This is a genomic window from Streptomyces sp. NPDC104831 (assembly GCF_055583025.1).
On record NZ_JBVJOT010000033.1, the window covers coordinates 70,256 to 91,047 of the forward strand.

Below are 20,792 nucleotides of genomic sequence, written 5' to 3' on the forward strand. Positions count from 1 at the left end.
TCCACACCCCCCCCCCACCCCCCCCCCCCCCCCCCCCCCCCCCCCCCCCCCCCCCCCCCCCCCCCCCCCCCCCCCCGGGACGGGGAGCGGGCGGCCGTCCCGTTCCCCGGGCGCCCTCACCGGCCACCACCCGCCCGAGTGAGAGCAACGTTCCCTTCCGGTCACCCGCTGCCACAGGGTGGAAACGCGCCCTTCCTACCTTCGGACCGAGTCAACCGAGTCAGTGGTCGGCAGACCGAGCAGCCGGAGCACCGTGGAGGCGTGATGACAGCCCCAGTCCCAACCCGTCGCAGTGGCCGCTGGATCGAGCGCTGGGATCCGGAGGACGAGGCGTTCTGGAACGCGACCGGGGAGCGGATCGCCCGCCGGAACCTGTGGTTCTCCGTGCTCTCGGAGCACATCGGGTTCTCCGTGTGGACCCTGTGGTCCGTGCTGGTGCTGTTCATGGGCCCCGAGTACGGGCTGACCCCCGCCGACAAGTTCCTGCTCACCTCGGTGGTCACGCTGGTCGGCGCGGTCGTCCGGGTGCCGTACACCTTCGCCGTGGCCGTCTTCGGCGGCCGGAACTGGACCATCGTCTCGGCGAGCCTGCTGCTCGTCCCGACCGTCGCCGCGTTCGCCGTGACGAAACCGGGGACGTCCTTCTCCACCTTCCTCCTGGTGGGCCTGCTGGCCGGCATCGGCGGCGGCAACTTCGCCTCCTCCATGACCAACATCAACGCCTTCTTCCCGCTGCGGAAGAAGGGCTGGGCGCTCGGCCTGAACGCGGGCGGCGGCAACATCGGCGTCCCCGTCATCCAGCTCGTCGCGCTCGCCGTCATCGGCGCGAACGGCGGCCCCCGCGTGCTGCTCGGGATCTACATCCCGCTGATCGTCGTGGCCGCCGTGCTCGCCGCGCTGTCCATGGACAACCTGGCCGCGGTGAAGAACGACACCGGCGCGGCCAAGGACGCGGCCCGGGACGGCCACACCTGGATCATGGCCGTGCTGTACATCGGCACCTTCGGCTCGTTCATCGGCTACAGCTTCGCCTTCGGCCAGGTGCTGACCAACCAGTTCGGCCGCACCCCGCTCCAGGCGGCCTACCTCACCTTCATCGGCCCGCTGCTCGGCTCCCTCGTCCGTCCGCTCGGCGGCTGGCTCGCCGACCGCTACGGCGGCGCCCGCATCACCCTGTGGAACTATGTCGGCATGGCCGCCGCCACCGCCGTACTCATCGTCGCCGGCATGCAGAAGTCGCTGCCGCTGTTCGTGTCCGTGTTCGTCGTCCTGTTCGTCCTCAGCGGCCTCGGCAACGGATCGACGTTCAAGATGATCCCCGGCATCTTCCAGGCCAAGGCGCTGGCCAAGGGGCTCCGGGGCGAGGCGGCCGTCGCCCACGGCCGGCGGCTGTCCGGCGCGGCCATGGGGCTGATCGGCGCGGTCGGCGCGCTCGGCGGGGTCGGCATCAACCTGGCCTTCCGGCAGTCCTTCCTCGCCTACGGCTCCGGGACCGGCGCGTTCGTCGCGTTCCTCGCCTACTACGGCCTGTGCTTCGCGGTCACCTGGGCCGTATACCTTCGCCGCCCGGCCGGCAGGGCATCGGCCACGGCGTCCGCGGCGGAGGAGAAGGCCCGGCTCAGCTATGCCGAGGTGTGACGTAACACCGGCGTCATCGGGTCGAACCGAGCCTGTCACGCAGTGTTGACAGGCTCGCCCGGCGCGCCGGTCAGCCAGGAGAGGTCATGTACGACGAAGAGCAGCAACCCGAGCACGGACCCCTCGCCGGGTTCACCGTGGGCGTCACCGCCGCGCGCCGGGCCGAGGAGCTGTCCGCCCTGCTCCAGCGGCGCGGCGCCACCGTCCTGCACGCTCCCGCGCTGCGGATCGTGCCGCTCGCCGACGACGGCGAACTCCTCGCCGCCACGAAGGAGATCATCGACCACGTCCCGGACGTCGTCGTCGCCACCACCGCGATCGGCTTCCGGGGCTGGGTCGAGGCCGCCGACGGCTGGGGCCTCGGCGAACAGCTGGTGGGCCGGCTGCGCGGGGCACGGCTGCTGGCCCGCGGCCCGAAGGTCAAGGGCGCGATCCGGGCGGCGGGCCTGACCGAGGAATGGTCGCCCTCCTCGGAATCCCTGGCCGAGGTGCTCGACCGGCTCCTGGAGGAGGGCGTCGACGGCAGCCGCGTCGCCGTCCAGCTGCACGGCGAGCCCCTCCCCGGCTTCGTGGAGTCGCTGCGGGCCGCGGGCGCGGAGGTGCTCGCGGTGCCGGTCTACCGCTGGATGCCCCCGGAGGACACCGGCCCGCTGGACCGCCTGCTGGACACGGCCGTCGGCCGCGGCGTGGACGCCCTGACCTTCACCAGCGCCCCCGCCGCCGCCTCCCTGCTCTCCCGCGCACAGGACCGCGGACTGCTGGACGAGCTGCTGGCGGCGCTGGCCCACGACGTCCTGCCCGCCTGCGTCGGCCCGGTCACCGCGCTGCCGCTCCAGGCCCACGGGGTGGACACGATCCAGCCGGAACGGTTCCGCCTGGGCCCCCTGGTGCAGTTGCTGTGCCGGGAACTCCCCTCCCGCGCCCGCACGCTGCCCGTCGCGGGGCACCGGGTGGAGATCCGCGGTCACGCGGTCGTGGTCGACGGCGAACTCAGGCCGGTCCCGCCGGCCGGCATGTCCCTGCTGCGCGCCCTGTCCCGCCGCCCCGGCTGGGTGGTCCCGCGCGCGGACCTGCTCAGGGCCCTGCCCGGCGCGGGCCGCGACGAGCACGCCGTGGAGACGGCCATGGCCCGTCTGCGCACGGCCCTCGGCGCGCCGAAGCTGATCCAGACGGTGGTGAAGCGGGGGTACCGGCTGGCACTGGACCCGGCGGCGGACACGAAGTACGCGGACACGTAGGACGGACCCCGGCCGCGGCCCCGTACGCCGTCCCGCGGGGCTCCGGCCCCAGGGAGCGGCGCGGGATTCCGCCATGACCGCGCGGGCCCGGTACGTGCCGCCCGACCCGTTCCCCGCGCGAGGGCTTCCGGCCCGACCCCGCGCCGGGCACTGTGGAGGAGGCGGGGCCCGGTGGCCCCGTATGCCGTCCGCGTCCGGGGGCGCACGTCCCCGCGCGGTTTCTGCCTAGGCGGTGACTGGCACATGGCACTCGGCGCAGACCCGTCCGCGTACCCGCTGCGGTTCGATGCCGGGCGGGTGTGTCTCGACCTGCTCGCCACCCGGCACCCGGACGAACGCCTGACCGGGGTGGGCGCGTTGTGCGGGTGGATCGGCGGTGCCGGGCTGGTGCCGGCCGGGACCCCGCTCGGCCACGCGGACCCCTCCTGGCCGGCCGCCTTCCGGGAACTGCGCGCCGACGTGGGGGACTTGGTGCGGGGCGTGCTGGGCGGGGAGGAGAGTGGGTGCGGGGGCGCGCTCGCGCGGGTCAACCGGGCGGCCCGGGGGACACCGCCCGCACCCGTCGCCGTGGCCGGGGAGGACGGGCGCCTGGTACGGGAGTTGGCGGAGGCTCCCGGGTGCGCCGCGCTGCTCGCCGTCGTCGCCCGGGACGCCGTGGACCTGCTCACCGACCCCGTCGCCCGGGCCTCGCTGCGGCGGTGCGCCGGGGACCACTGCCCCCTGGTGTACCTCGACACCTCCCGGGGGCGGCGCCGCCGCTGGTGTTCCAGCGAGGTGTGCGGCAACCGCGAACGGGTCGCCCGGCACCGGCGCCGGGCCGCGCTCGCCCGCACGTGACGCACGCGCTGCGCGCGCCCGGCCCGCGGACCCCGCGCCGCGCCCGTCCGCGCCCGAGGTGCCCGCTCCCCGCCGCGCCCGCCCGCGCCTGACGCGGGACCACCGGGCCGCGCGCGGCCGCCGGGCACCACCGTGTCGCCCGGGTGAAGATCCCGGGGCGGAACTGTGCGGGTATGTCCCGCTCGGTACGGCGCCCCGGGGAAATCCGTGCCTCCGGTTTGAACACCGTGCCGTCCCGCCGCGTACGGGTGGGCGAGCGACCGACTGGGGGAACCCCCGGACACCGGAGGTGGGCGTGCGCAAGGATGCGGCCGTGGCCAAGGACCGTGGAGCGAGGGCCCGACATCGCATGTCCTCCCACCCCTCGGAACCGCGCGTGCCCGCACCGTCCGCGGAGCCGGACGAGGAACTGGTGCGCGCGCTGTACCGGGAGCACGCCGGCCCCCTGCTCGCCTACGTCCTGCGGCTGGTCGCCGGTGACCGGCAGCGTGCCGAGGACGTCGTGCAGGAAACGCTCATCCGTGCCTGGAAGAACGCCGGTCAGCTCAATCGGGCGACCGGTTCGGTACGCCCCTGGCTGGTGACGGTCGCGCGCCGCATCGTCATCGACGGCCACCGCAGCCGGCAGGCCCGGCCGCAGGAGGTCGATCCGTCGCCGCTGGAGGTCATCCCCGCGGAGGACGAGATCGACAAGGCATTGTGGCTGATGACGTTGTCCGACGCGCTCGACGACCTGACCCCGGCCCACCGGGAGGTGCTCGTCGAGACGTACTTCAAGGGGCGTACCGTCAACGAGGCGGCCGAAACACTGGGCATACCCAGCGGTACCGTCCGCTCCCGGGTGTTCTACGCCCTGCGGTCGATGAAGCTGGCGCTGGAGGAGCGGGGGGTGACGGCGTGATGAGCAGCGGATACGGGGGAGTGCAGGGATTCGGACCGGGTGGTCCGGGTATGTCTGGGCCCATGAACCCCAGCCAGGGATCTCCGGTGCCGAGCGAACACGAGACCGTGGGCGCCTACGCCCTCGGGATCCTCGACGACGCCGAGGCAACCGCTTTCGAGGCGCACCTCGCCGACTGCGAGTGGTGCGCCCGGCAGCTGGACGAGCTGGCCGGGATGGAGCCGGTGCTCGCCGCGCTGGCCGACCTGCCGGGCTCCGGCGGCACCCCCGCCCTCGGCGGGTCGCTGGCCGCCCGGCCCGGCCCCGGGCTGGTGGAGAAGCTGGTGGACGAGGTCGCCGAGCGGCGCGCCCGCAAGCGCCGGCGCGGCTTCTACATGATCGCCGCCGCGGCGGCGCTGGTCATCGCGGGCCCGCTGGCCGCGGTGGCGGCGGGCGGCGGCTCGGACGGGGGCGGCCAGGTCGCCGCGGCACCGGCCCGGTCCGCGTTCCGCACCATGTCCGACCGCAAGTCCGCCACCGACGCCTCGACGCACGTCAGCGCGACCGTCGCCCTGGCCGGGAAGGACTGGGGCACCCAGGCGGTGCTGGAGCTGAAGAACGTCAAGGGCCCGCTGAAGTGCTCCCTGGTGCTCGTCGCCAAGAACGGCCAGCGCGTGACCATGTCGTCGTGGACGGTGCCCGACTGGGGGTACGGCATCCCGGACGCGACGGCCGGGAACGCGCGGGAACCGCTCTACATCGGCGGGGCCGCGGCCTTCCGGCCCGACGAGATCGACCACTTCGAGGTGGTGACGTTCGAGGGCAGGAAGCTGGTGGAGGTCGACGCGTAGCGCGGGCGCGCCCCGGGTGACCGCCCCGTAGCTTTGTCGGGCCCCCTTCGCGTACGGTTGACGGCTGCCCAGCACGTCAGAAGGGGGCCCGGTGGCCGCTCAGGTTCAGCAGTCCGCGGTCGGCTCGGTACACGAGACACACGATTCCGTCCGTGACCGGGAGATCAGCGTCGAACAGGAACACCTGGACCGGGTGTACCGGCGGCTCGAGGAGAAGATCCACGAGGCCGAGTTCCTGATGCACGACGCGGCCCAGCGCGGCCAGGTCGGCACCCCGGGCGCGCTCGCCGAGCGGGACGCGCAGGTCTTCCGGGCCGGCGTCCACCTGAACCGGCTGAACAACGAGTTCGAGGACTTCCTCTTCGGCCGGATCGACCTGCTGACCGGCAAGGACGGCAAGAAGGGCCCCGACGGCGCCTACACGGCCGTCGAGCCCGCCGAGGGAGCGGTGCGCGAGGACAACACCGCCGACATCGCCGAGACGCTGCACATCGGCCGGATCGGCGTCCTCGACCAGGACTACTCCCCGCTGGTCATCGACTGGCGGGCGCCCGCCGCCGCGCCGTTCTACCGGGCCACGCCCGTGGAGCCGGGACGGGTCGTGCGCCGCCGCGTCATCCGGTCCAAGGGCCGCCGGGTGCTCGGCGTCGAGGACGACCTGATGCGGCCGGAGCTGACGGCCTTCCTGGACGGCCGCGAACTGGCCGTCATCGGCGACGGCGCCCTGATGGCGGCCCTCGGCCAGGCCCGCGGGCACACGATGCGGGACATCGTCTCCTCCATCCAGGCCGAGCAGGACCTGGTCATCCGGGCCCCCGCCGCCTCGGTCACCTATGTGGAGGGCGGCCCCGGCACCGGCAAGACCGCCGTCGCCCTGCACCGCGCCGCCTACCTGCTCTACCAGGACCGCAGACGCTACGCGGGCGGCATCCTCATCGTCTCGCCCACCCCGCTGCTGGTCGCCTACACCGAGGGCGTGCTGCCCTCCCTCGGTGAGGAGGGCCAGGTCGCCATCCGCGCCATCGGCTCGCTGGTCGACGGCGCGGAGGCCACCGTCTACGACTCCCCGTCCGTGGCCCGCGCCAAGGGCTCCGCCCGGATGCTGAAGGTGCTGCGCAAGGCCGCCCGGGGCGCCCTGGAGCTGGGCCCGGCCGCCCCCGCCGGCGCCGGGGACGACGAGCGCCGGCCTGACGACGGCCCGCCCTCCCGGCTGCGCGTCGTGGCCTTCGGGCGCCGGCTCGAACTGGAGGCCGACGAGCTGGAGCGCATCCGCCGCACCGCGCTCGGCGGCACCGCGCCGGTCAACCTGCTGCGCCCGCGCGCCCGCAAGCTGCTGCTGGACGCCCTGTGGGAGCGGTCGGGCGCCGCCGGCCGGCACACCGACCCGGAGCTGGCCGCCGAGCTGCGCTCCTCCTTCGACGAGGACATCACCGGCGAGGACTCCTTCCTGGCGTTCCTCGACGCCTGGTGGCCCGAGCTGACCCCGAAGGGCGTGCTCGCCGCCATGGCCGACGAGAAGCGGCTCGGCCGCTGGGCCCGGCGGGTGCTGAACCCCGGCGAGGTCCGCAAGGTCGCCCGCTCGCTCAGGCGGGACGGCCACTCGGTGCACGACATCGCCCTGCTGGACGAGCTCCAGGCGATCCTCGGCGCCCCGGCCCGGCCCCGCAGGAAGCGCGAACTGGACCCGCTGGACCAGCTCACCGGCCTGGAGGAGCTGATGCCGGTGCGCGAGGAGACCCAGCGCGAGCGGGCCGAGCGGCTGGCGCAGGAGCGCACCGAGTACGCGCACGTCATCGTGGACGAGGCGCAGGACCTGACGCCGATGCAGTGGCGCATGGTCGGCCGCCGCGGCCGGCACGCCACCTGGACGGTCGTCGGCGACCCGGCGCAGTCCTCCTGGTCCGACCCGGACGAGGCGGCCGAGGCCCGCGACGAGGCGCTCGGCACCCGGCCCAGGCGCCGCTTCCGGCTCACCGTGAACTACCGCAACCCGGCCGAGATCGCCGAGCTGGCCGCGCGGGTGCTCGCGCTCGCCATGCCCGGCGCCGAGTCCCCGCGCGCCGTGCGGTCCACGGGTGTCGAGCCGCGCTTCACCGTCGTGGCGGACTCCCTGGGGCGGACGGTGCGCGCGGAGGCCGAGCGGCTGCTGGGCCTGGTGGACGGCACGATCGGCGTGGTGGTGGCGATGGGCCGGCGCGAGGAGGCCCGGCGCTGGCTGGCCGGGCTGGGCGACCGGGTGGTGGCCCTGGGCAGCCTGGAGGCCAAGGGCCTGGAGTACGACGCGACGGTCGTCGTGTCGCCCGCGGAGATCGCCGACGAGTCGCCGGCCGGCCTCCGCGTGCTGTACGTGGCGCTGACCCGGGCCACCCAGCAGCTGACGGTGGTCTCGGCGGACCGCGACGAGCCGGACGCGGCGGGGGTGCCGGACCTGCTCAGGGACTGATTTTCCGGCGAATCCGCGCACGGGGAATGGCCCTGGGCGAGGGTTTGTTAGCCTTGACGTGGCACCGGCCCGATCCAAGCCCCCGGGCCCAACCTTAGTCGCCACGAGCGACCACTTGCCGCGAGGCGAGCATGGCGGGTCGGTGTCGCCAGCGTGGGAGGCCCACGTCACGGATGTGACGTGGGCCTCTTTCTTTGCCCCGGCGGCCTCTTTCCTCCACCGGTCGTTTCTCGTATGGTGGAAGTGGTTTTCCGAAACCGCGCACCCCGCAGGGAACGTCGCGTGAACAAAACGTCCGCAACCCAGGGCGACTACCACGTACCGAGCGGTAGGTGCGACGATCGGACGGCACAACTCGCGACACGGTGAAAGCAGAGGAAGTCGGCCATGGCAACGGCGCCCAGCGTCTCCTACTCGATGACGATCCGGCTGGAGGTGCCCGCGAGCGGAACGGCCGTATCGCAGCTCACCACCGCCGTGGAGTCCTCCGGAGGCTCGGTGACCGGCCTCGACGTCACCGCGTCCGGCCACGAGAAGCTCCGTATCGACGTCACCATCGCGGCCACCTCCACGGCCCACGCCGAGGAGATCGTCGAGAAGCTGCGCGGCATCGAGGGCGTCACGCTCGGCAAGGTCTCCGACCGTACGTTCCTGATGCACCTCGGCGGCAAGATCGAGATGGCGTCGAAGCACCCCATCCGCAACCGTGACGACCTGTCCATGGTCTACACGCCCGGCGTGGCCCGCGTCTGCATGGCCATCGCCGAGAACCCCGAGGACGCCCGCCGCCTCACCATCAAGCGCAACTCCGTTGCGGTCGTGACGGACGGTTCCGCCGTGCTGGGCCTCGGCAACATCGGCCCCAAGGCCGCGCTGCCCGTCATGGAGGGCAAGGCGGCCCTCTTCAAGCGCTTCGCCGGCATCGACGCCTGGCCGATCTGCCTGGACACCCAGGACAGCGACGCGATCGTGGAGATCGTCAAGGCGATCGCCCCGGGCTTCGCCGGCATCAACCTGGAGGACATCTCCGCGCCGCGCTGCTTCGAGATCGAGGCCCGGCTGCGCGAGGCCCTGGACATCCCGGTCTTCCACGACGACCAGCACGGCACCGCCATCGTCGTGCTCGCCGCCCTGACCAACGCCCTGCGCGTGACGGACAAGCCCATCCAGAACATCCGGGTCGTCATGTCCGGCGCCGGCGCGGCCGGCACCGCCATCCTGAAGCTGCTGCTGGCGGCCGGCGTGAAGAGCGCCGTCGTCGCCGACATCCACGGCGTCGTGCACGCCGGCCGCGAGGACCTGGTGCAGGCCCCGGCCGACTCGCCGCTGCGCTGGATCGCCGACAACACCAACCACGAGGGCCTGACCGGCACCCTGAAGGAGGCCGTGCGCGGCGCCGACGTCTTCATCGGCGTCTCCGCCCCGAACGTCCTGGACGGCGCCGACGTGGCCGCCATGGCCGACGACGCCATCGTGTTCGCGCTCGCGAACCCCGACCCCGAGGTGGACCCGGCGATCGCCCGGCAGACGGCGGCCGTCGTGGCCACCGGCCGCTCCGACTTCCCGAACCAGATCAACAACGTGCTGGTCTTCCCGGGAGTCTTCCGCGGCCTGCTGGACGCCCAGTCCCGCACGGTCAACACCGAGATGATGCTCGCGGCCGCGAAGGCCCTCGCCGACGTCGTCAGCGAGGACGAGCTGAACCCGAACTACATCATCCCCAGCGTCTTCAACGACAAGGTCGCGGGCGCCGTGGCCGGGGCGGTCCGGGAGGCCGCCAAGGCGGCCGGCGCCACGGCCTGAGACGGCGTGCCGCACGGAGCGGGGGGCTGTGAGCATCGCCACGCGGCCCCCCGTACCGGCGCGTCGTGGAACCACCGGGTGCCGGGCGCACTCTAGGGTGACGGCCGAGCAGGCGCTTTTCGTGTGACTCCCCAGGGTGTTCTCACGACTCCTACGGGTGCCGGATTGGCTTTCCCGCCGCAGGTAGGGGCAGGATGCTCCCCCAGGGACTACGTCCCGGGGGGCACCCCCAAGGGCGCGAGCGCATCGGCATCGCAGTGCCTCGGGCGGCACCGCCGCGTGGCACACCCCAACGGCAAGAAAAATACGGGAGTAACAACATGAACCGCAGTGAGCTGGTGGCCGCGCTGGCCGACCGCGCCGAGGTGACCCGCAAGGACGCCGACGCCGTGCTGGCCGCGTTCGCCGAGACCGTCGGCGAGATCGTCGCCAAGGGCGACGAGAAGGTCACCATCCCTGGCTTCCTGACCTTCGAGCGCACCCACCGTGCCGCTCGTACCGCGCGCAACCCGCAGACCGGCGAGCCCATCAACATCCCGGCCGGCTACAGCGTGAAGGTCACCGCGGGCAGCAAGCTCAAGGAAGCCGCCAAGGGCAAGTAAGCGCTTCGAGCGCCGGCCCGCTGAGGCGCCGTTCTACGCGCGCGTCAGCCGAGGACACCGCAAAGGGCGGCCCCCCTTCCGCCGAGGGGGGCCGCCCTTTGGTGTTCCCGGACCGTCAGCCGAGCGCCTTGCCGGGGAGCTCGACCTTCGCGCCGAGTTCCACGAGCTTGTCCATGAAGTTCTCGTAGCCGCGGTTGATCAGGTCGATGCCGTGGACGCGGGACGTGCCCTCGGCGGCGAGGGCCGCGATGAGGTACGAGAAGCCGCCGCGCAGGTCGGGGATGACCAGATCGGCGCCCTGGAGCCGGGTGGGGCCGGAGACGACCGCGGAGTGCAGGAAGTTGCGCGCGCCGAAGCGGCAGGCGGAGCCGCCCAGGCACTCGCGGTAGAGCTGGATGTGCGCGCCCATCTGGTTCAGCGCGGAGGTGAAGCCGAGCCGGGACTCGTACACCGTCTCGTGGATGATGGACAGGCCCGTGGCCTGGGTCAGGGCCACCACCAGCGGCTGCTGCCAGTCCGTCTGGAAACCGGGGTGCACGTCCGTCTCCAGGGCGATGGACTTCAACTGCCCGCCGGGGTGCCAGAAACGGATGCCCTCGTCGTCGATCCGGAAGGCGCCGCCCACCTTGCGGTAGGTGTTCAAGAACGTCATCATCGAGCGCTGCTGGGCGCCGTGGACGTAGATGTCGCCGTTGGTCGCGAGCGCCGCGGAGGCCCAGGAGGCGGCCTCCAGGCGGTCCGGCAGGGCGCGGTGGGTGTAGCCGGAGAGCTTGTCCACACCGGTGATGCGGATCGTGCGGTCGGTGTCCATCGCGATGATCGCGCCCATCTTCTGCAGCACGCAGATGAGGTCCTCGATCTCCGGCTCGACGGCCGCGTTGGACAACTCCGTGACGCCCTCGGCCAGTACGGCCGTCAGCAGCACCTGCTCGGTCGCGCCGACGGACGGGTAGGGCAGCCGGATCTTCGTGCCCCGCAGCCGCTGCGGAGCCTCCAGGTACTGCCCGTCGGCCCGCTTCTCGATCGTCGCGCCGAACTGCCGCAGCACGTCGAAGTGGAAGTCGATGGGCCGGCCGCCGATGTCGCAGCCGCCGAGACCGGGGATGAACGCGTGGCCGAGACGGTGCAGGAGGGGGCCGCAGAAGAGGATCGGGATGCGGCTGGAACCCGCGTGGGCGTCGATGTCGGCGACGTTGGCGCTCTCGACGTGCGTCGGGTCCATCACCAGTTCGCCGGGCTCCTCGCCCGGACGGACCGTCACCCCGTGGAGCTGGAGCAGGCCGCGGACGACCCGCACGTCACGGATGTCCGGAACGTTGCGCAGTCGGCTCGGCTCGCTGCCCAGCAGGGCGGCGACCATGGCCTTCGGCACGAGGTTCTTCGCACCGCGGACACGGATCTCGCCCTCCAGCGGGGTTCCGCCGTGGACAAGCAGGACATCGTCGTTGACGGTCATGAATCTCGCGTTCCGATGAGTTGGTCAGGGGCCGGCCGATCACTGTGCGCAGGGGCCGGGAAGACAGGGTAATCGCCGATTACCCCCCTCCCGTAAGCCCAGTACCCGGCCACTCCGTCATAGCTGTGTCACAACACGAACCGTTCCCTTTCGGGCACATGGGGTCACCGGCGCCCCGGTGTGCGCCGGGGTGGTGTCCGCCCCCGGGCCGGCTTCACCCCCGTGCCCCCGATTGGGTCCCCACACCCGGGGAAGATGCGGGATCATGTCTGGCATGACCGAGGTGTCCTCGCTCACAGGGCGGCTGCTCGTGGCCACTCCCGCCCTGGCGGACCCGAACTTCGACCGGGCGGTGGTGCTCCTCCTCGACCACGACGAGGAGGGTTCCCTCGGTGTCGTCCTGAACCGGCCCACCCCGGTGGTCGTCGGCGACATCCTGGAGGGCTGGGCCGACCTCGCGGGCGAGCCCGGCGTGGTCTTCCAGGGCGGCCCGGTGTCGCTGGACTCGGCGCTGGGCGTGGCGGTCATCCCGGGCGGCGCCGACGGCGACCGGGCGCCGCTCGGCTGGCGGCGGGTCTACGGCGCGATCGGCCTGGTCGACCTGGAGGCCCCGCCGGAGCTGCTCGCCTCGGCCGTGGGCAGCCTGCGGATCTTCGCCGGGTACGCCGGCTGGGGCCCCGGCCAGCTGGAGGACGAGCTGGTGGAGGGCGCCTGGTACGTGGTGGAGTCCGAGCCCGGCGACGTCTCCTCGCCGGCCCCGGAGCGGCTGTGGCGCGAGGTGCTGCGCCGCCAGCGCAGCGAGCTGGCGATGGTGGCCACGTACCCGGACGACCCTTCGCTCAACTGATGCGCCAGGGCTTTCAGTACCCTGGCTGTTATGAGCACTCTCGAGCCCGAGCGCGGGACTGGTACGGGGACCCTCGTAGAGCCGACGCCGCAGGTGTCCCACGGTGACGGCGACCACGAGCGCTTCGCCCACTACGTCCAGAAGGACAAGATCATGGCGAGCGCCCTCGACGGCACCCCCGTCGTGGCGCTGTGCGGCAAGGTCTGGGTGCCGGGCCGCGACCCGAAGAAGTACCCCGTCTGCCCGATGTGCAAGGAGATCTACGAATCCATGGGCAGCGGCGGCGACGACAAGGGCAAGGGCAAGGGCGGCGACAAGTAGGTCCCCGGTCCGGCCGGAGGCGTGAGGTCCCCGGTGCGCGCGAGCGGCGCGTGCCGGGGATCTCCGCGTTTTCCGGCCGCCGACTGGTCCAGACCTCTTGTGGGGGCCGGGCGCAGTGCCTAGCCTTCGAGGTGTCGCTTTGTGCAACGACCGTTGCGCATATTGCAACGACCTCTCTCAGGGGGCTGAGGACGTGGAACTGATTCCGGCGCCGCGCGCCGTCGAGGAGCCGACCGGACCGGGCGTGCCGCTCGGCCCGGACACCACGCTGTGGGCCGGCCCGGGCACCGAACGCACCGAACGCTGGCTGCGCGCCACCCTCGGCGCGTCCCTGGGCCTGCCGCTGCGCCCAGGGCCCGGGGACGCCCGTGACGGCGTACGGCTGCTGCTGGACGACACCCTGGCCCCCGAGGCGTACCGGCTCACCGCCGGCGCCGGGGACGGCGTGGAGATCCGCGGCGGCGGGCCGGCCGGCGTGTTCTGGGGCGCCCAGACCCTGCGCCAGCTGCTCGGCGCCGACGCCTTCCGCCGCGCGCCGTTGCGCCCGGGCGCCGCCCACCGCGTGCCCCGGCAGTCCGTCGAGGACGCCCCCCGGTTCCGCTGGCGCGGCCTGCTCCTCGACGTCGCCCGGCACTTCATGCCCAAGGAGGGCGTGCTGCGCTATCTGGACCTGATGGCCGCGCACAAACTCAACGTCCTGCACCTGCACCTGACGGACGACCAGGGCTGGCGGATCGAGATCAAGCGGTATCCGAAACTGACCGAAACCGCCTCCTGGCGCGCGCGGACCAAATTCGGCCACCGCGCCTCACCACTGTGGGACGAGAAACCGCACGGCGGTTACTACACCCAGGACGACATCCGGGAGATCGTCGCCTACGCCGCCGAGCGGCACATCAGCGTCGTCCCCGAGATCGACGTGCCGGGCCACTCGCAGGCCGCGATCGCCGCGTACCCCGAACTCGGCAACACCGACGTCGTCGACACCGCCGCGCTCTCCGTCTGGGACACCTGGGGCATCTCGTCCAACGTCCTCGCCCCCACCGACACCACCCTGCGCTTCTACGAAGGGGTGTTCGAGGAGGTCCTGGACCTGTTCCCCGCCGACGCGGCCGAGTTCTCCGCGTTCGTGCACGTCGGCGGCGACGAGTGCCGCAAGGAGCAGTGGACCGAGTCCGTCACCGCCAAGACCCGCATCGCCGACCTCGGCCTCACCGACGAGGACGCGCTCCAGTCCTGGTTCATCGGCCACTTCGACGCCTGGCTCGCCGCGCGCGGACGCCGGCTCATCGGCTGGGACGAGATCCTGGAGGGCGGGCTCGCGCCGGGCGCGGCCGTCGCCTCCTGGCGCGGCTACGCGGGCGGCATCGCCGCCGCCCGGGCCGGCCACGACGTGGTCATGTGCCCCGAGCAGTACGTGTACCTGGACCACCGGCAGGCCCCCGGCGACGACGAACCGGTGCCGATCGGCTTCGTGCGCACCCTGGAGGACGTCTACCGGTTCGAACCCGTGCCGGCCGGGCTCACCGAGGAGGAGGCCCGGCACGTGCTGGGCACCCAGGCCAACGTGTGGACCGAGGTGCTGGAGGACTCCGCGCGCGTCGACTACCAGGCCTTCCCCCGCCTCGCCGCCCTCGCCGAGGTCGCCTGGAGCCCGCTGCCCGCCCCCGCCGACCGCGACTACCCGGACTTCGAACGCCGGATGACCGCCCACTACCGGCGACTTGACGCCCTCGGGGTCGCCTACCGGCCGCCCACCGGGCCCCGCCCGTGGCAGCGCCGCCCCGGCGTGCCCGGCCGCCCGATCGAGGGACCGCCCCCGAACCGCTGACCGCACCCCCGCCCCGTCCCGCACCGCTCCACCCCGAACAAGTAGCGGAAAAACCCCGGCAGGATCACCGAAGAGTGGCAATCCACACGCACCGGTGATGCCGTGCGAAACCGGACCATCCCCCCGGTGAGGTGGGCGAAAGCCTCCTAGCGGACCCCCGCGTTCGGGCGTTGCGAAGATGTGCCAGAGTTGCGTCGTCCGCCCTGTCAGCACGTACCGTACGGCAACACAGGCGGGACCAGGTGGGGCAGCGGGAAGGGGCAGCCGGTTTGACCACGCACGCACCGCGGACGGCGCAGGCCGTCACGTTGCCCACGACGCTGGACGAGGCGGTGGCGGCCCTCGCGGCCACGCCCACCGCCGTCCCCGTGGCGGGCGGCACCGACCTGATGGCCGCCGTCAACTCCGGCCAGCTCAGGCCCGCCGCGCTGGTGGGACTGGGCCGCATCAGCGAGATCCGGGGCTGGCAGTACCAGGACGGCCACGCGCTGCTCGGCGCGGGCCTCACCCACGCGCGCATGGGCCGCCCCGACTTCGCGGCCCTCATCCCGGCGCTCGCCGCCGCCGCGCGCGCCGCCGGCCCGCCGCACATCCGCAACGCGGGCACCCTGGGCGGCAACATCGCCTCCGCCGCGCCCACCGGGGACGCGCTGCCGGTGCTGGCCGCCCTGGAGGCGACGCTGATCATCGCGGGCCCGGACGGGGCCCGCCGGGAGATCCCGGTGTCGCACCTGCTGGCCGGCGTGGAGATGCTGGGCGGCGGCGAACTCATCGGCTACGTCCGCGTGCCGCTGCTGCACGCCCCGCAGGTCTTCCTGAAGGCCACCGGGCGCACCGGCCCGGGCCGCGCGCTGGCCTCCGTGGCCCTCGTCCTCGACCCCGCCCGGCGCGGCGTGCGCTGCGCCGTCGGCGCCATAGCGCCGATGCCGCTCAGGCCCCTGGAGGCCGAGCAGTGGATCGCGGGACTCATCGACTGGGACAACGACCGCGCCCTCGTCCCGGAGGCCCTGCACGCCTTCGGCGAGTACGTCGCCGCGGCCTGCATCCCCGACCCGGCCCCCGAGGCCGACGGCACGGTGGTCCCGCTTCCGCCCGCCGTACTGCACCTGCGGCGCACCGTCGCCGCGCTGGCCCGACGAGCACTGGGGAGGGCGCTGTCGTGACCGACGACCAGCACGGAGAGGGCACGCCCCAGGGCGGCGGACGCTGGAACCCGCTGCCCCAGGGCGACTACGACGACGGCGCCACCGCCTTCGTCCAGCTCCCCGAGGGGGGCATCGACGCGCTGCTGGCCGGCGACAGCCCGCTGGCCGCGCCGGGCCACGGCTACGTGCCGCCGCACATCACGGCCGCCCACACCGACGCCGCGCCCGCCTGGCCGGTGCCCGGGGGCGGCCAGTGGCCCGACCCGGACACCGCGCCGGACACCGCGCCGGCCCCGCCGCACGCGGCGGACGACCGGTTCACCTACGAGCCCGGCGCCACCCAGCAGTGGACCTACGAGGAGCCCGCGGCCCCGGCCGCCCCGGGACACGACGTCACCGGGCAGTGGTCCATCCCCGTCGCCGGGGGCGACCTTCCGGACGAGTCCGGCGAGTACACCACGTCCTCGCTGGTCGAGCAGTGGGGCGGCGCGCCCCCGGCCACCCTGCCCGGCGGCGCCCCGGCCCCCTGGGCGGCCCCGGACACCCCCCGCCCCTGGGACGGCCCCCTCCCCGACCACACCACCTCCCACCCGTCGGGCCCGGCACCGGAGGCGTACGCCCCCGAGGCGGGATACGCCCCCGATCCCGGGTACGGCCACGGGACCGGCTACGCGGACCCCGGCCACACCGGGGGCGGCCACGCGGACGCGGGACACGCCGAGGGCGGTTACCCGGGTGCCGGGCACGTCACGGGCGGCCACGGGGACGGCGCGTACGCCGGGGAGGACCACCGGGACGGCACGTACGCCGAGGAGGACCACGGGGACGCCGGTCACGTCGACGGGGGGTACGCCGAGGGCGGTCACGCGGAATCCGGTCACGCGGAGGGCGGCCACGCGGACACCGGCCGCGCCGAGGCCGGCCACCCGGACGCCGGACACACGGAGGGCGCACACGGGGACGCGGTTGCCGCCGGGAGCGCCCCGCCGGACGGCGGGCACGCCGACGGCGGTCACGTGGCGGCCGGGCACGGCCACGCGGGACCCGCCGACGCCGCCGACGGCGACACGCCCGGCGGTACGGTCCCGCCCGGCGTCGGGGTCACGTCCGCCGCGCCCGGCGAGCCGGCCGTCCCGGCGCACCGGCCGGCCGGCCACGAAGCGGCGCCGGACGCGGACGCCCACGGCCTCGCCGACGCCCCCGAACGCCCCGCCGAGGCTCCCGCGGGCCACGAGCGGCCCACCGGCCCGGCCCCCGTGCCCGGGCCCGCCGCAGCGGCGGCCACGGCCGCGCCGGAGGCCCCCGGGGACCCGGCCCCGGCGACACACCCGGACGCGGTTCCGGCCGACACGCCCGAGCCCCCGGAAGCCGCCGCGTCCGCCGGGCATCCGGCCGCACCGGAGCAGCCGGCCGCCGGTACGGCCGTGGCCCCGGAGCCCGCCGCCGATCCCGCCGTCGCCGAGCGGCCCGCCGCCCACCCCGCGGCAGCCGACGACACGGCCGGCGACCCGCCCCCGGACGCCGTACCCGAAGCCGCCGTACCCGGGGCCGCCGCGCCCCCGGCCGCGGCGGAGCCCGCCGAGGCACCCGCCCCCGCGGAGCCGTCCGAGGACGCCGCCCCGGCCCACGAGGCGCCGGAGGACCACGCGGACGGGGAAGCCCGGGACCCCGCACCCGAAGGCGCCGAAGAGCCCCCCGCCGCACCCCTGCCACCGCACGACGACCACCCCCTCGCCTCCTACGTCCTGCGCGTCAACGGCACCGACCGGCCCGTCACCGACGCCTGGATCGGCGAGTCGCTGCTCTACGTGCTGCGCGAACGGCTCGGTCTCGCGGGCGCCAAGGACGGCTGCTCGCAGGGCGAGTGCGGCGCCTGCAACGTCCAGGTCGACGGCCGCCTGGTGGCGTCCTGCCTGGTCCCGGCGGTCACCACGGCCGGCAGCGAGGTCCGCACGGTCGAGGGCCTGGCCGTCGACGGACAGCCCTCCGACGTCCAGCGCGCGCTGGCCCGCTGCGGCGCCGTGCAGTGCGGCTTCTGCGTGCCCGGCATGGCGATGACCGTGCACGACCTGCTGGAGGGCAACCCGGCGCCGACCGAGTTGGAGACCCGGCAGGCGCTGTGCGGCAACCTGTGCCGGTGCTCGGGCTACCGGGGCGTCCTGGAGGCCGTGCAGGAGGTCGTCGCCGAGCGCGACGCCGCCCACGCCGGCTCCGGGACGGACACGGACGAGGCCCACATCCCGCACCAGGCGGCCTCCGGCTCCGGCGGCGTCCACCCGTCGGCCTTCGAGGCGCCGGGCGCGTTCGCCGCCCCCCGGTCACCCGAGCGGTACGACGCGCCGGACCCGTACGGCACGACGCCCCCGGGACCGCAGGACCAGCAGCACTACGGCCAGGACGGAGGCCAGGCGTGAGCAACGAAGCCGGCATCGCGGCCACCGCCGCGGAACCCGCCCCCGGGACCGAGCCGTCGCCGCACGGCATCGGCGCCTCCCTGCCGCACGCCGACGCCCGCGCCAAGACCGAGGGCACCTTCCCGTACGCCGCCGACCTGTGGGCCGAGGGCCTGCTGTGGGCGGCCGTCCTGCGCTCCCCGCACGCGCACGCGCGCATCGTCTCCATCGACACCACCCACGCGCGCGAGATGCCCGGCGTCCGCGCCGTCATCACCCACGAGGACGTCCCCGGCACCCCCCGCCACGGCCGCGGCACGCCCGACCGGCCGGTGTTCGCCTCCGACGTCGTGCGCCACCACGGCGAGCCCATCGCGGCCGTGGCCGCCGACCACCCGGACACCGCGCGGATGGCCGCCGCCGCCGTCATCGTCGAGTACGAGGTCCTCGACCCCGTCACCGACCCCGAACACGCCTTCGAAGCCGAGCCGCTGCACCCCGACGGCAACCTGATCCGGCACATCCCGCTGCGCCACGGCGACCCGGAGTCGGCCGGCGAGGTCGTGGTCGAGGGCCTGTACCGCATCGGCCGCCAGGACCCCGCCCCCATCGGCGCCGAGGCCGGTCTCGCCGTGCCGCGCCCGGACGGCGGGGTGGAGCTGTACCTCGCCTCCACCGACCCGCACACCGACCGCAACACGGCCGCCGCCTGCTACGGCCTGCCCCCCGAACGGGTGAAGATCGTCGTCACCGGGGTGCCCGGCGCCACGGCGGACCGCGAGGACCAGGGCTTCCAGCTCCCGCTCGGCCTGCTCGCGCTGCGGACCGGCTGCCCGGTGAAGCTGACGGCGACCCGCGAGGAGTCCTTCCTCGGCCACGCCCACCGCCACCCCACCCTGCTGCGCTACCGCCACCACGCCGACGCCGAGGGCAGGCTGGTCAAGGTCGAGGCGCAGATCCTGCTGGACGCGGGCGCGTACGCCGACACCTCCGCCGAGGCCCTGGCCGCCGCCGTCTCCTTCGCGTGCGGCCCGTACGTCGTCCCGAACGCCTTCATCGAGGGCTGGGCCGTGCGCACCAACAACCCGCCCTCCGGCCACGTGCGCGGCGAGGGCGCCATGCAGGTGTGCGCCGCCTACGAGGCCCAGATGGACAAACTGGCGCGAAAGCTGGGCCTGGACCCGGCGGAGCTGCGCCTGCGCAACGTCCTGGCGACCGGGGACGTCCTCCCGATCGGCCAGACCGTGACCTGCCCGGCGCCGGTCGCCGAACTCCTCCAGGCGGTACGGGACTTCCCGCTGCCCGCGCTGCCCAAGGACACGCCCGAGGAGGAGTGGCTGCTGCCCGGCGGCCTGGAGGGCGCGGGCGAACCGGGCGCGGTGCGCCGGGGCGTCGGCTACGGCCTGGGCATGGTGCACATGCTGGGCGCGGAGGGCGCCGACGAGGTGTCCACGGCCACGGTCAAGGTCCACGACGGCGTGGCCACCGTGCTGTGCGCCGCCGTGGAGACCGGCCAGGGCTTCACCACGCTGGCCCGGCAGATCGTCCAGGAGACCCTCGGCATCGAGGAGGTCCACGTCGCGCCCGTCGACACCGACCAGCCGCCGGCCGGCGCGGGCTGCCGGGGCCGGCACACCTGGGTGTCGGGCGGCGCGGTGGAGCGCGCGGCGAAGATGGTCCGCGCCCAGCTGCTCCAGCCGCTCGCGCACAAGTTCGGCATGTCGACGGAGCTGCTCCAGATCACCGACGGCAAGATCACCTCGTACGACGGGGTGCTGTCGACCACCGTCATGGAGGCGCTGGAGGGCAAGGAGCTGTGGGCTACGGCCCAGTGCCGCCCGCACCCGACCGAGCCGCTGAACGCCTCCGGGCAGGGCGACGCCTTCGTGGGCCTCGCGTTCTGCGCGATCCGCGCGGTGGTGGACGTGGACGTGGAGCTGGGCTCGGTGCGGGTGGTGGAGCTGGCGGTCGCCCAGGACGTCGGCCGCGTCCTCAACCCGGCCCAGCTGGCCGCCCGGATCGAGGCGGGCGTCACCCAGGGCGTGGGCATCGCCCTCACCGAGAACCTGCGCACGCCCCGCGGCCTGGTCCGCCACCCCGACCTGACCGGCTACGCCCTCCCGACCGCCCTGGACGCCCCCGACATCCGGATCGTCAAACTGGTCGAGGAACGGGACGTGGTGGCCCCCTTCGGCGCCAAGTCGGTCAGCGCGGTCCCGGTGGTGACGGCCCCGGCGGCGATCGCCTCCGCGGTACGCGCCGCCACCGGCCGCCCGGTCAACCGCCTCCCGATCCGCCCGCAGGCGGCGGTGGCCGCGGACCGGTGACCACCCCGCCGGACGCGCCGGGACGCCCCGTCCGGCGCGCCGCGCGCCGAGCCCTCGTACGGTGAGCCGCGTCACGCGGCCCCGCCCGCGCCGGGGAGGGGCCGCGGGCCCCGCGGAGCCCGCTGTTCGCCGCGGCGGCACCGGCCGTTGTCCTCGGTGGGATCTACTGCCCCCGGGCCG

At 74.4% G+C, this 20,792-nt stretch carries 15 protein-coding genes; 14 read left to right on the top strand and 1 reads right to left on the bottom strand.

The annotated features are described in order from the left end of the window. Positions 1–264: 264 nt before the first annotated feature. From ACZ63H_RS22685 to ACZ63H_RS22720, 8 genes are all read left to right on the top strand, one after another. The gene (locus ACZ63H_RS22685; RefSeq protein WP_469867710.1) at positions 265–1,638 is read left to right on the top strand and encodes a nitrate/nitrite transporter; all 1,374 of its coding nucleotides are present in this window, start codon (positions 265–267) and stop codon (positions 1,636–1,638) included. An 86-nt stretch (positions 1,639–1,724) separates the two neighbouring features. Beyond that, the gene (locus ACZ63H_RS22690; protein WP_469867711.1) at positions 1,725–2,876 is read left to right on the top strand and encodes a uroporphyrinogen-III synthase; all 1,152 of its coding nucleotides are present in this window, start codon (positions 1,725–1,727) and stop codon (positions 2,874–2,876) included. Between the two features lie 243 nt (positions 2,877–3,119). Then, on the top strand, positions 3,120–3,713 hold the full coding sequence (locus ACZ63H_RS22695) for a CGNR zinc finger domain-containing protein (protein ID WP_469867713.1): 594 nt from the start codon (positions 3,120–3,122) through the stop codon (positions 3,711–3,713). A 289-nt stretch (positions 3,714–4,002) separates the two neighbouring features. Further along, positions 4,003–4,614 (top strand): sigma-70 family RNA polymerase sigma factor, encoded by a 612-nt coding sequence (locus ACZ63H_RS22700; RefSeq protein WP_469867715.1) that lies wholly within the window; start codon positions 4,003–4,005, stop codon positions 4,612–4,614. 62 nt (positions 4,615–4,676) lie between these two features. Then, positions 4,677–5,444: a zf-HC2 domain-containing protein gene (locus tag ACZ63H_RS22705; RefSeq protein ID WP_469867717.1), complete on the top strand. Its 768-nt coding sequence runs from the start codon at positions 4,677–4,679 to the stop codon at positions 5,442–5,444. Positions 5,445–5,535: 91 nt separating this feature from the next. Beyond that, a complete protein-coding gene (locus ACZ63H_RS22710; RefSeq protein ID WP_469867719.1) occupies positions 5,536–7,887 on the top strand; it encodes a HelD family protein in 2,352 nt (783 codons plus the stop codon). Between the two features lie 387 nt (positions 7,888–8,274). After that, entirely contained in the window at positions 8,275–9,690 is a 1,416-nt protein-coding gene (locus ACZ63H_RS22715; protein WP_469867721.1) for an NAD-dependent malic enzyme, read from the top strand. A gap of 320 nt (positions 9,691–10,010) precedes the next feature. After that, a complete protein-coding gene (locus ACZ63H_RS22720) occupies positions 10,011–10,292 on the top strand; it encodes an HU family DNA-binding protein (protein WP_023550134.1) in 282 nt (93 codons plus the stop codon). A 115-nt stretch (positions 10,293–10,407) separates the two neighbouring features. On the opposite strand, the gene murA is transcribed toward ACZ63H_RS22720, so the two are convergent. Then, positions 10,408–11,748: a UDP-N-acetylglucosamine 1-carboxyvinyltransferase gene (gene murA / locus ACZ63H_RS22725; protein WP_467936750.1), complete on the bottom strand. Its 1,341-nt coding sequence runs from the start codon at positions 11,746–11,748 to the stop codon at positions 10,408–10,410. Between the two features lie 274 nt (positions 11,749–12,022). On the opposite strand from murA, the gene ACZ63H_RS22730 reads away from it, so the two are divergent. The 6 genes from ACZ63H_RS22730 (at position 12,023) to ACZ63H_RS22755 (ending at position 20,612) form a co-directional block, all read left to right on the top strand. Then, complete coding sequence (locus ACZ63H_RS22730; RefSeq protein WP_030610520.1) at positions 12,023–12,595, top strand: YqgE/AlgH family protein; 573 nt, start codon at positions 12,023–12,025, stop codon at positions 12,593–12,595. Positions 12,596–12,625: 30 nt separating this feature from the next. Further along, on the top strand, positions 12,626–12,916 hold the full coding sequence (locus ACZ63H_RS22735) for a DUF3039 domain-containing protein (protein ID WP_093696521.1): 291 nt from the start codon (positions 12,626–12,628) through the stop codon (positions 12,914–12,916). Positions 12,917–13,109: 193 nt separating this feature from the next. Further along, positions 13,110–14,747 carry a beta-N-acetylhexosaminidase gene (locus ACZ63H_RS22740; protein WP_469867724.1) on the top strand — a complete coding sequence of 546 codons (1,638 nt, stop codon included), beginning with the start codon at positions 13,110–13,112 and terminating at the stop codon, positions 14,745–14,747. Between the two features lie 269 nt (positions 14,748–15,016). Next, on the top strand, positions 15,017–15,910 hold the full coding sequence (locus ACZ63H_RS22745) for an FAD binding domain-containing protein (protein WP_467936745.1): 894 nt from the start codon (positions 15,017–15,019) through the stop codon (positions 15,908–15,910). Beyond that, a complete protein-coding gene (locus ACZ63H_RS22750; RefSeq protein WP_469867726.1) occupies positions 15,907–18,306 on the top strand; it encodes a 2Fe-2S iron-sulfur cluster-binding protein in 2,400 nt (799 codons plus the stop codon). Before ACZ63H_RS22745 ends, ACZ63H_RS22750 begins: the two co-directional genes overlap by 4 nt. Continuing rightward, positions 18,303–20,612 carry a xanthine dehydrogenase family protein molybdopterin-binding subunit gene (locus ACZ63H_RS22755; RefSeq protein ID WP_469867728.1) on the top strand — a complete coding sequence of 770 codons (2,310 nt, stop codon included), beginning with the start codon at positions 18,303–18,305 and terminating at the stop codon, positions 20,610–20,612. The genes ACZ63H_RS22750 and ACZ63H_RS22755 overlap by 4 nt, the downstream gene beginning before the upstream one ends. The last annotated feature ends 180 nt before the right edge of the window (positions 20,613–20,792 follow it).

What these genes read in the sequence shown, in the direction of transcription:
- ACZ63H_RS22690 (WP_469867711.1), top strand. Translation starts at nt 1,725, where the DNA reads ATGTACGACGAAGAGCAGCAACCCGAGCACGGACCCCTCGCCGGGTTC.
- ACZ63H_RS22730 (WP_030610520.1), top strand. Translation starts at nt 12,023, where the DNA reads ATGACCGAGGTGTCCTCGCTCACAGGGCGGCTGCTCGTGGCCACTCCC.
- ACZ63H_RS22715 (WP_469867721.1), top strand. Translation starts at nt 8,275, where the DNA reads ATGGCAACGGCGCCCAGCGTCTCCTACTCGATGACGATCCGGCTGGAG.
- murA (WP_467936750.1), bottom strand. Translation starts at nt 11,748, where the DNA reads ATGACCGTCAACGACGATGTCCTGCTTGTCCACGGCGGAACCCCGCTG.
- ACZ63H_RS22705 (WP_469867717.1), top strand. Translation starts at nt 4,677, where the DNA reads ATGAACCCCAGCCAGGGATCTCCGGTGCCGAGCGAACACGAGACCGTG.
- ACZ63H_RS22735 (WP_093696521.1), top strand. Translation starts at nt 12,626, where the DNA reads ATGAGCACTCTCGAGCCCGAGCGCGGGACTGGTACGGGGACCCTCGTA.
- ACZ63H_RS22685 (WP_469867710.1), top strand. Translation starts at nt 265, where the DNA reads ATGACAGCCCCAGTCCCAACCCGTCGCAGTGGCCGCTGGATCGAGCGC.
- ACZ63H_RS22720 (WP_023550134.1), top strand. Translation starts at nt 10,011, where the DNA reads ATGAACCGCAGTGAGCTGGTGGCCGCGCTGGCCGACCGCGCCGAGGTG.
- ACZ63H_RS22695 (WP_469867713.1), top strand. Translation starts at nt 3,120, where the DNA reads ATGGCACTCGGCGCAGACCCGTCCGCGTACCCGCTGCGGTTCGATGCC.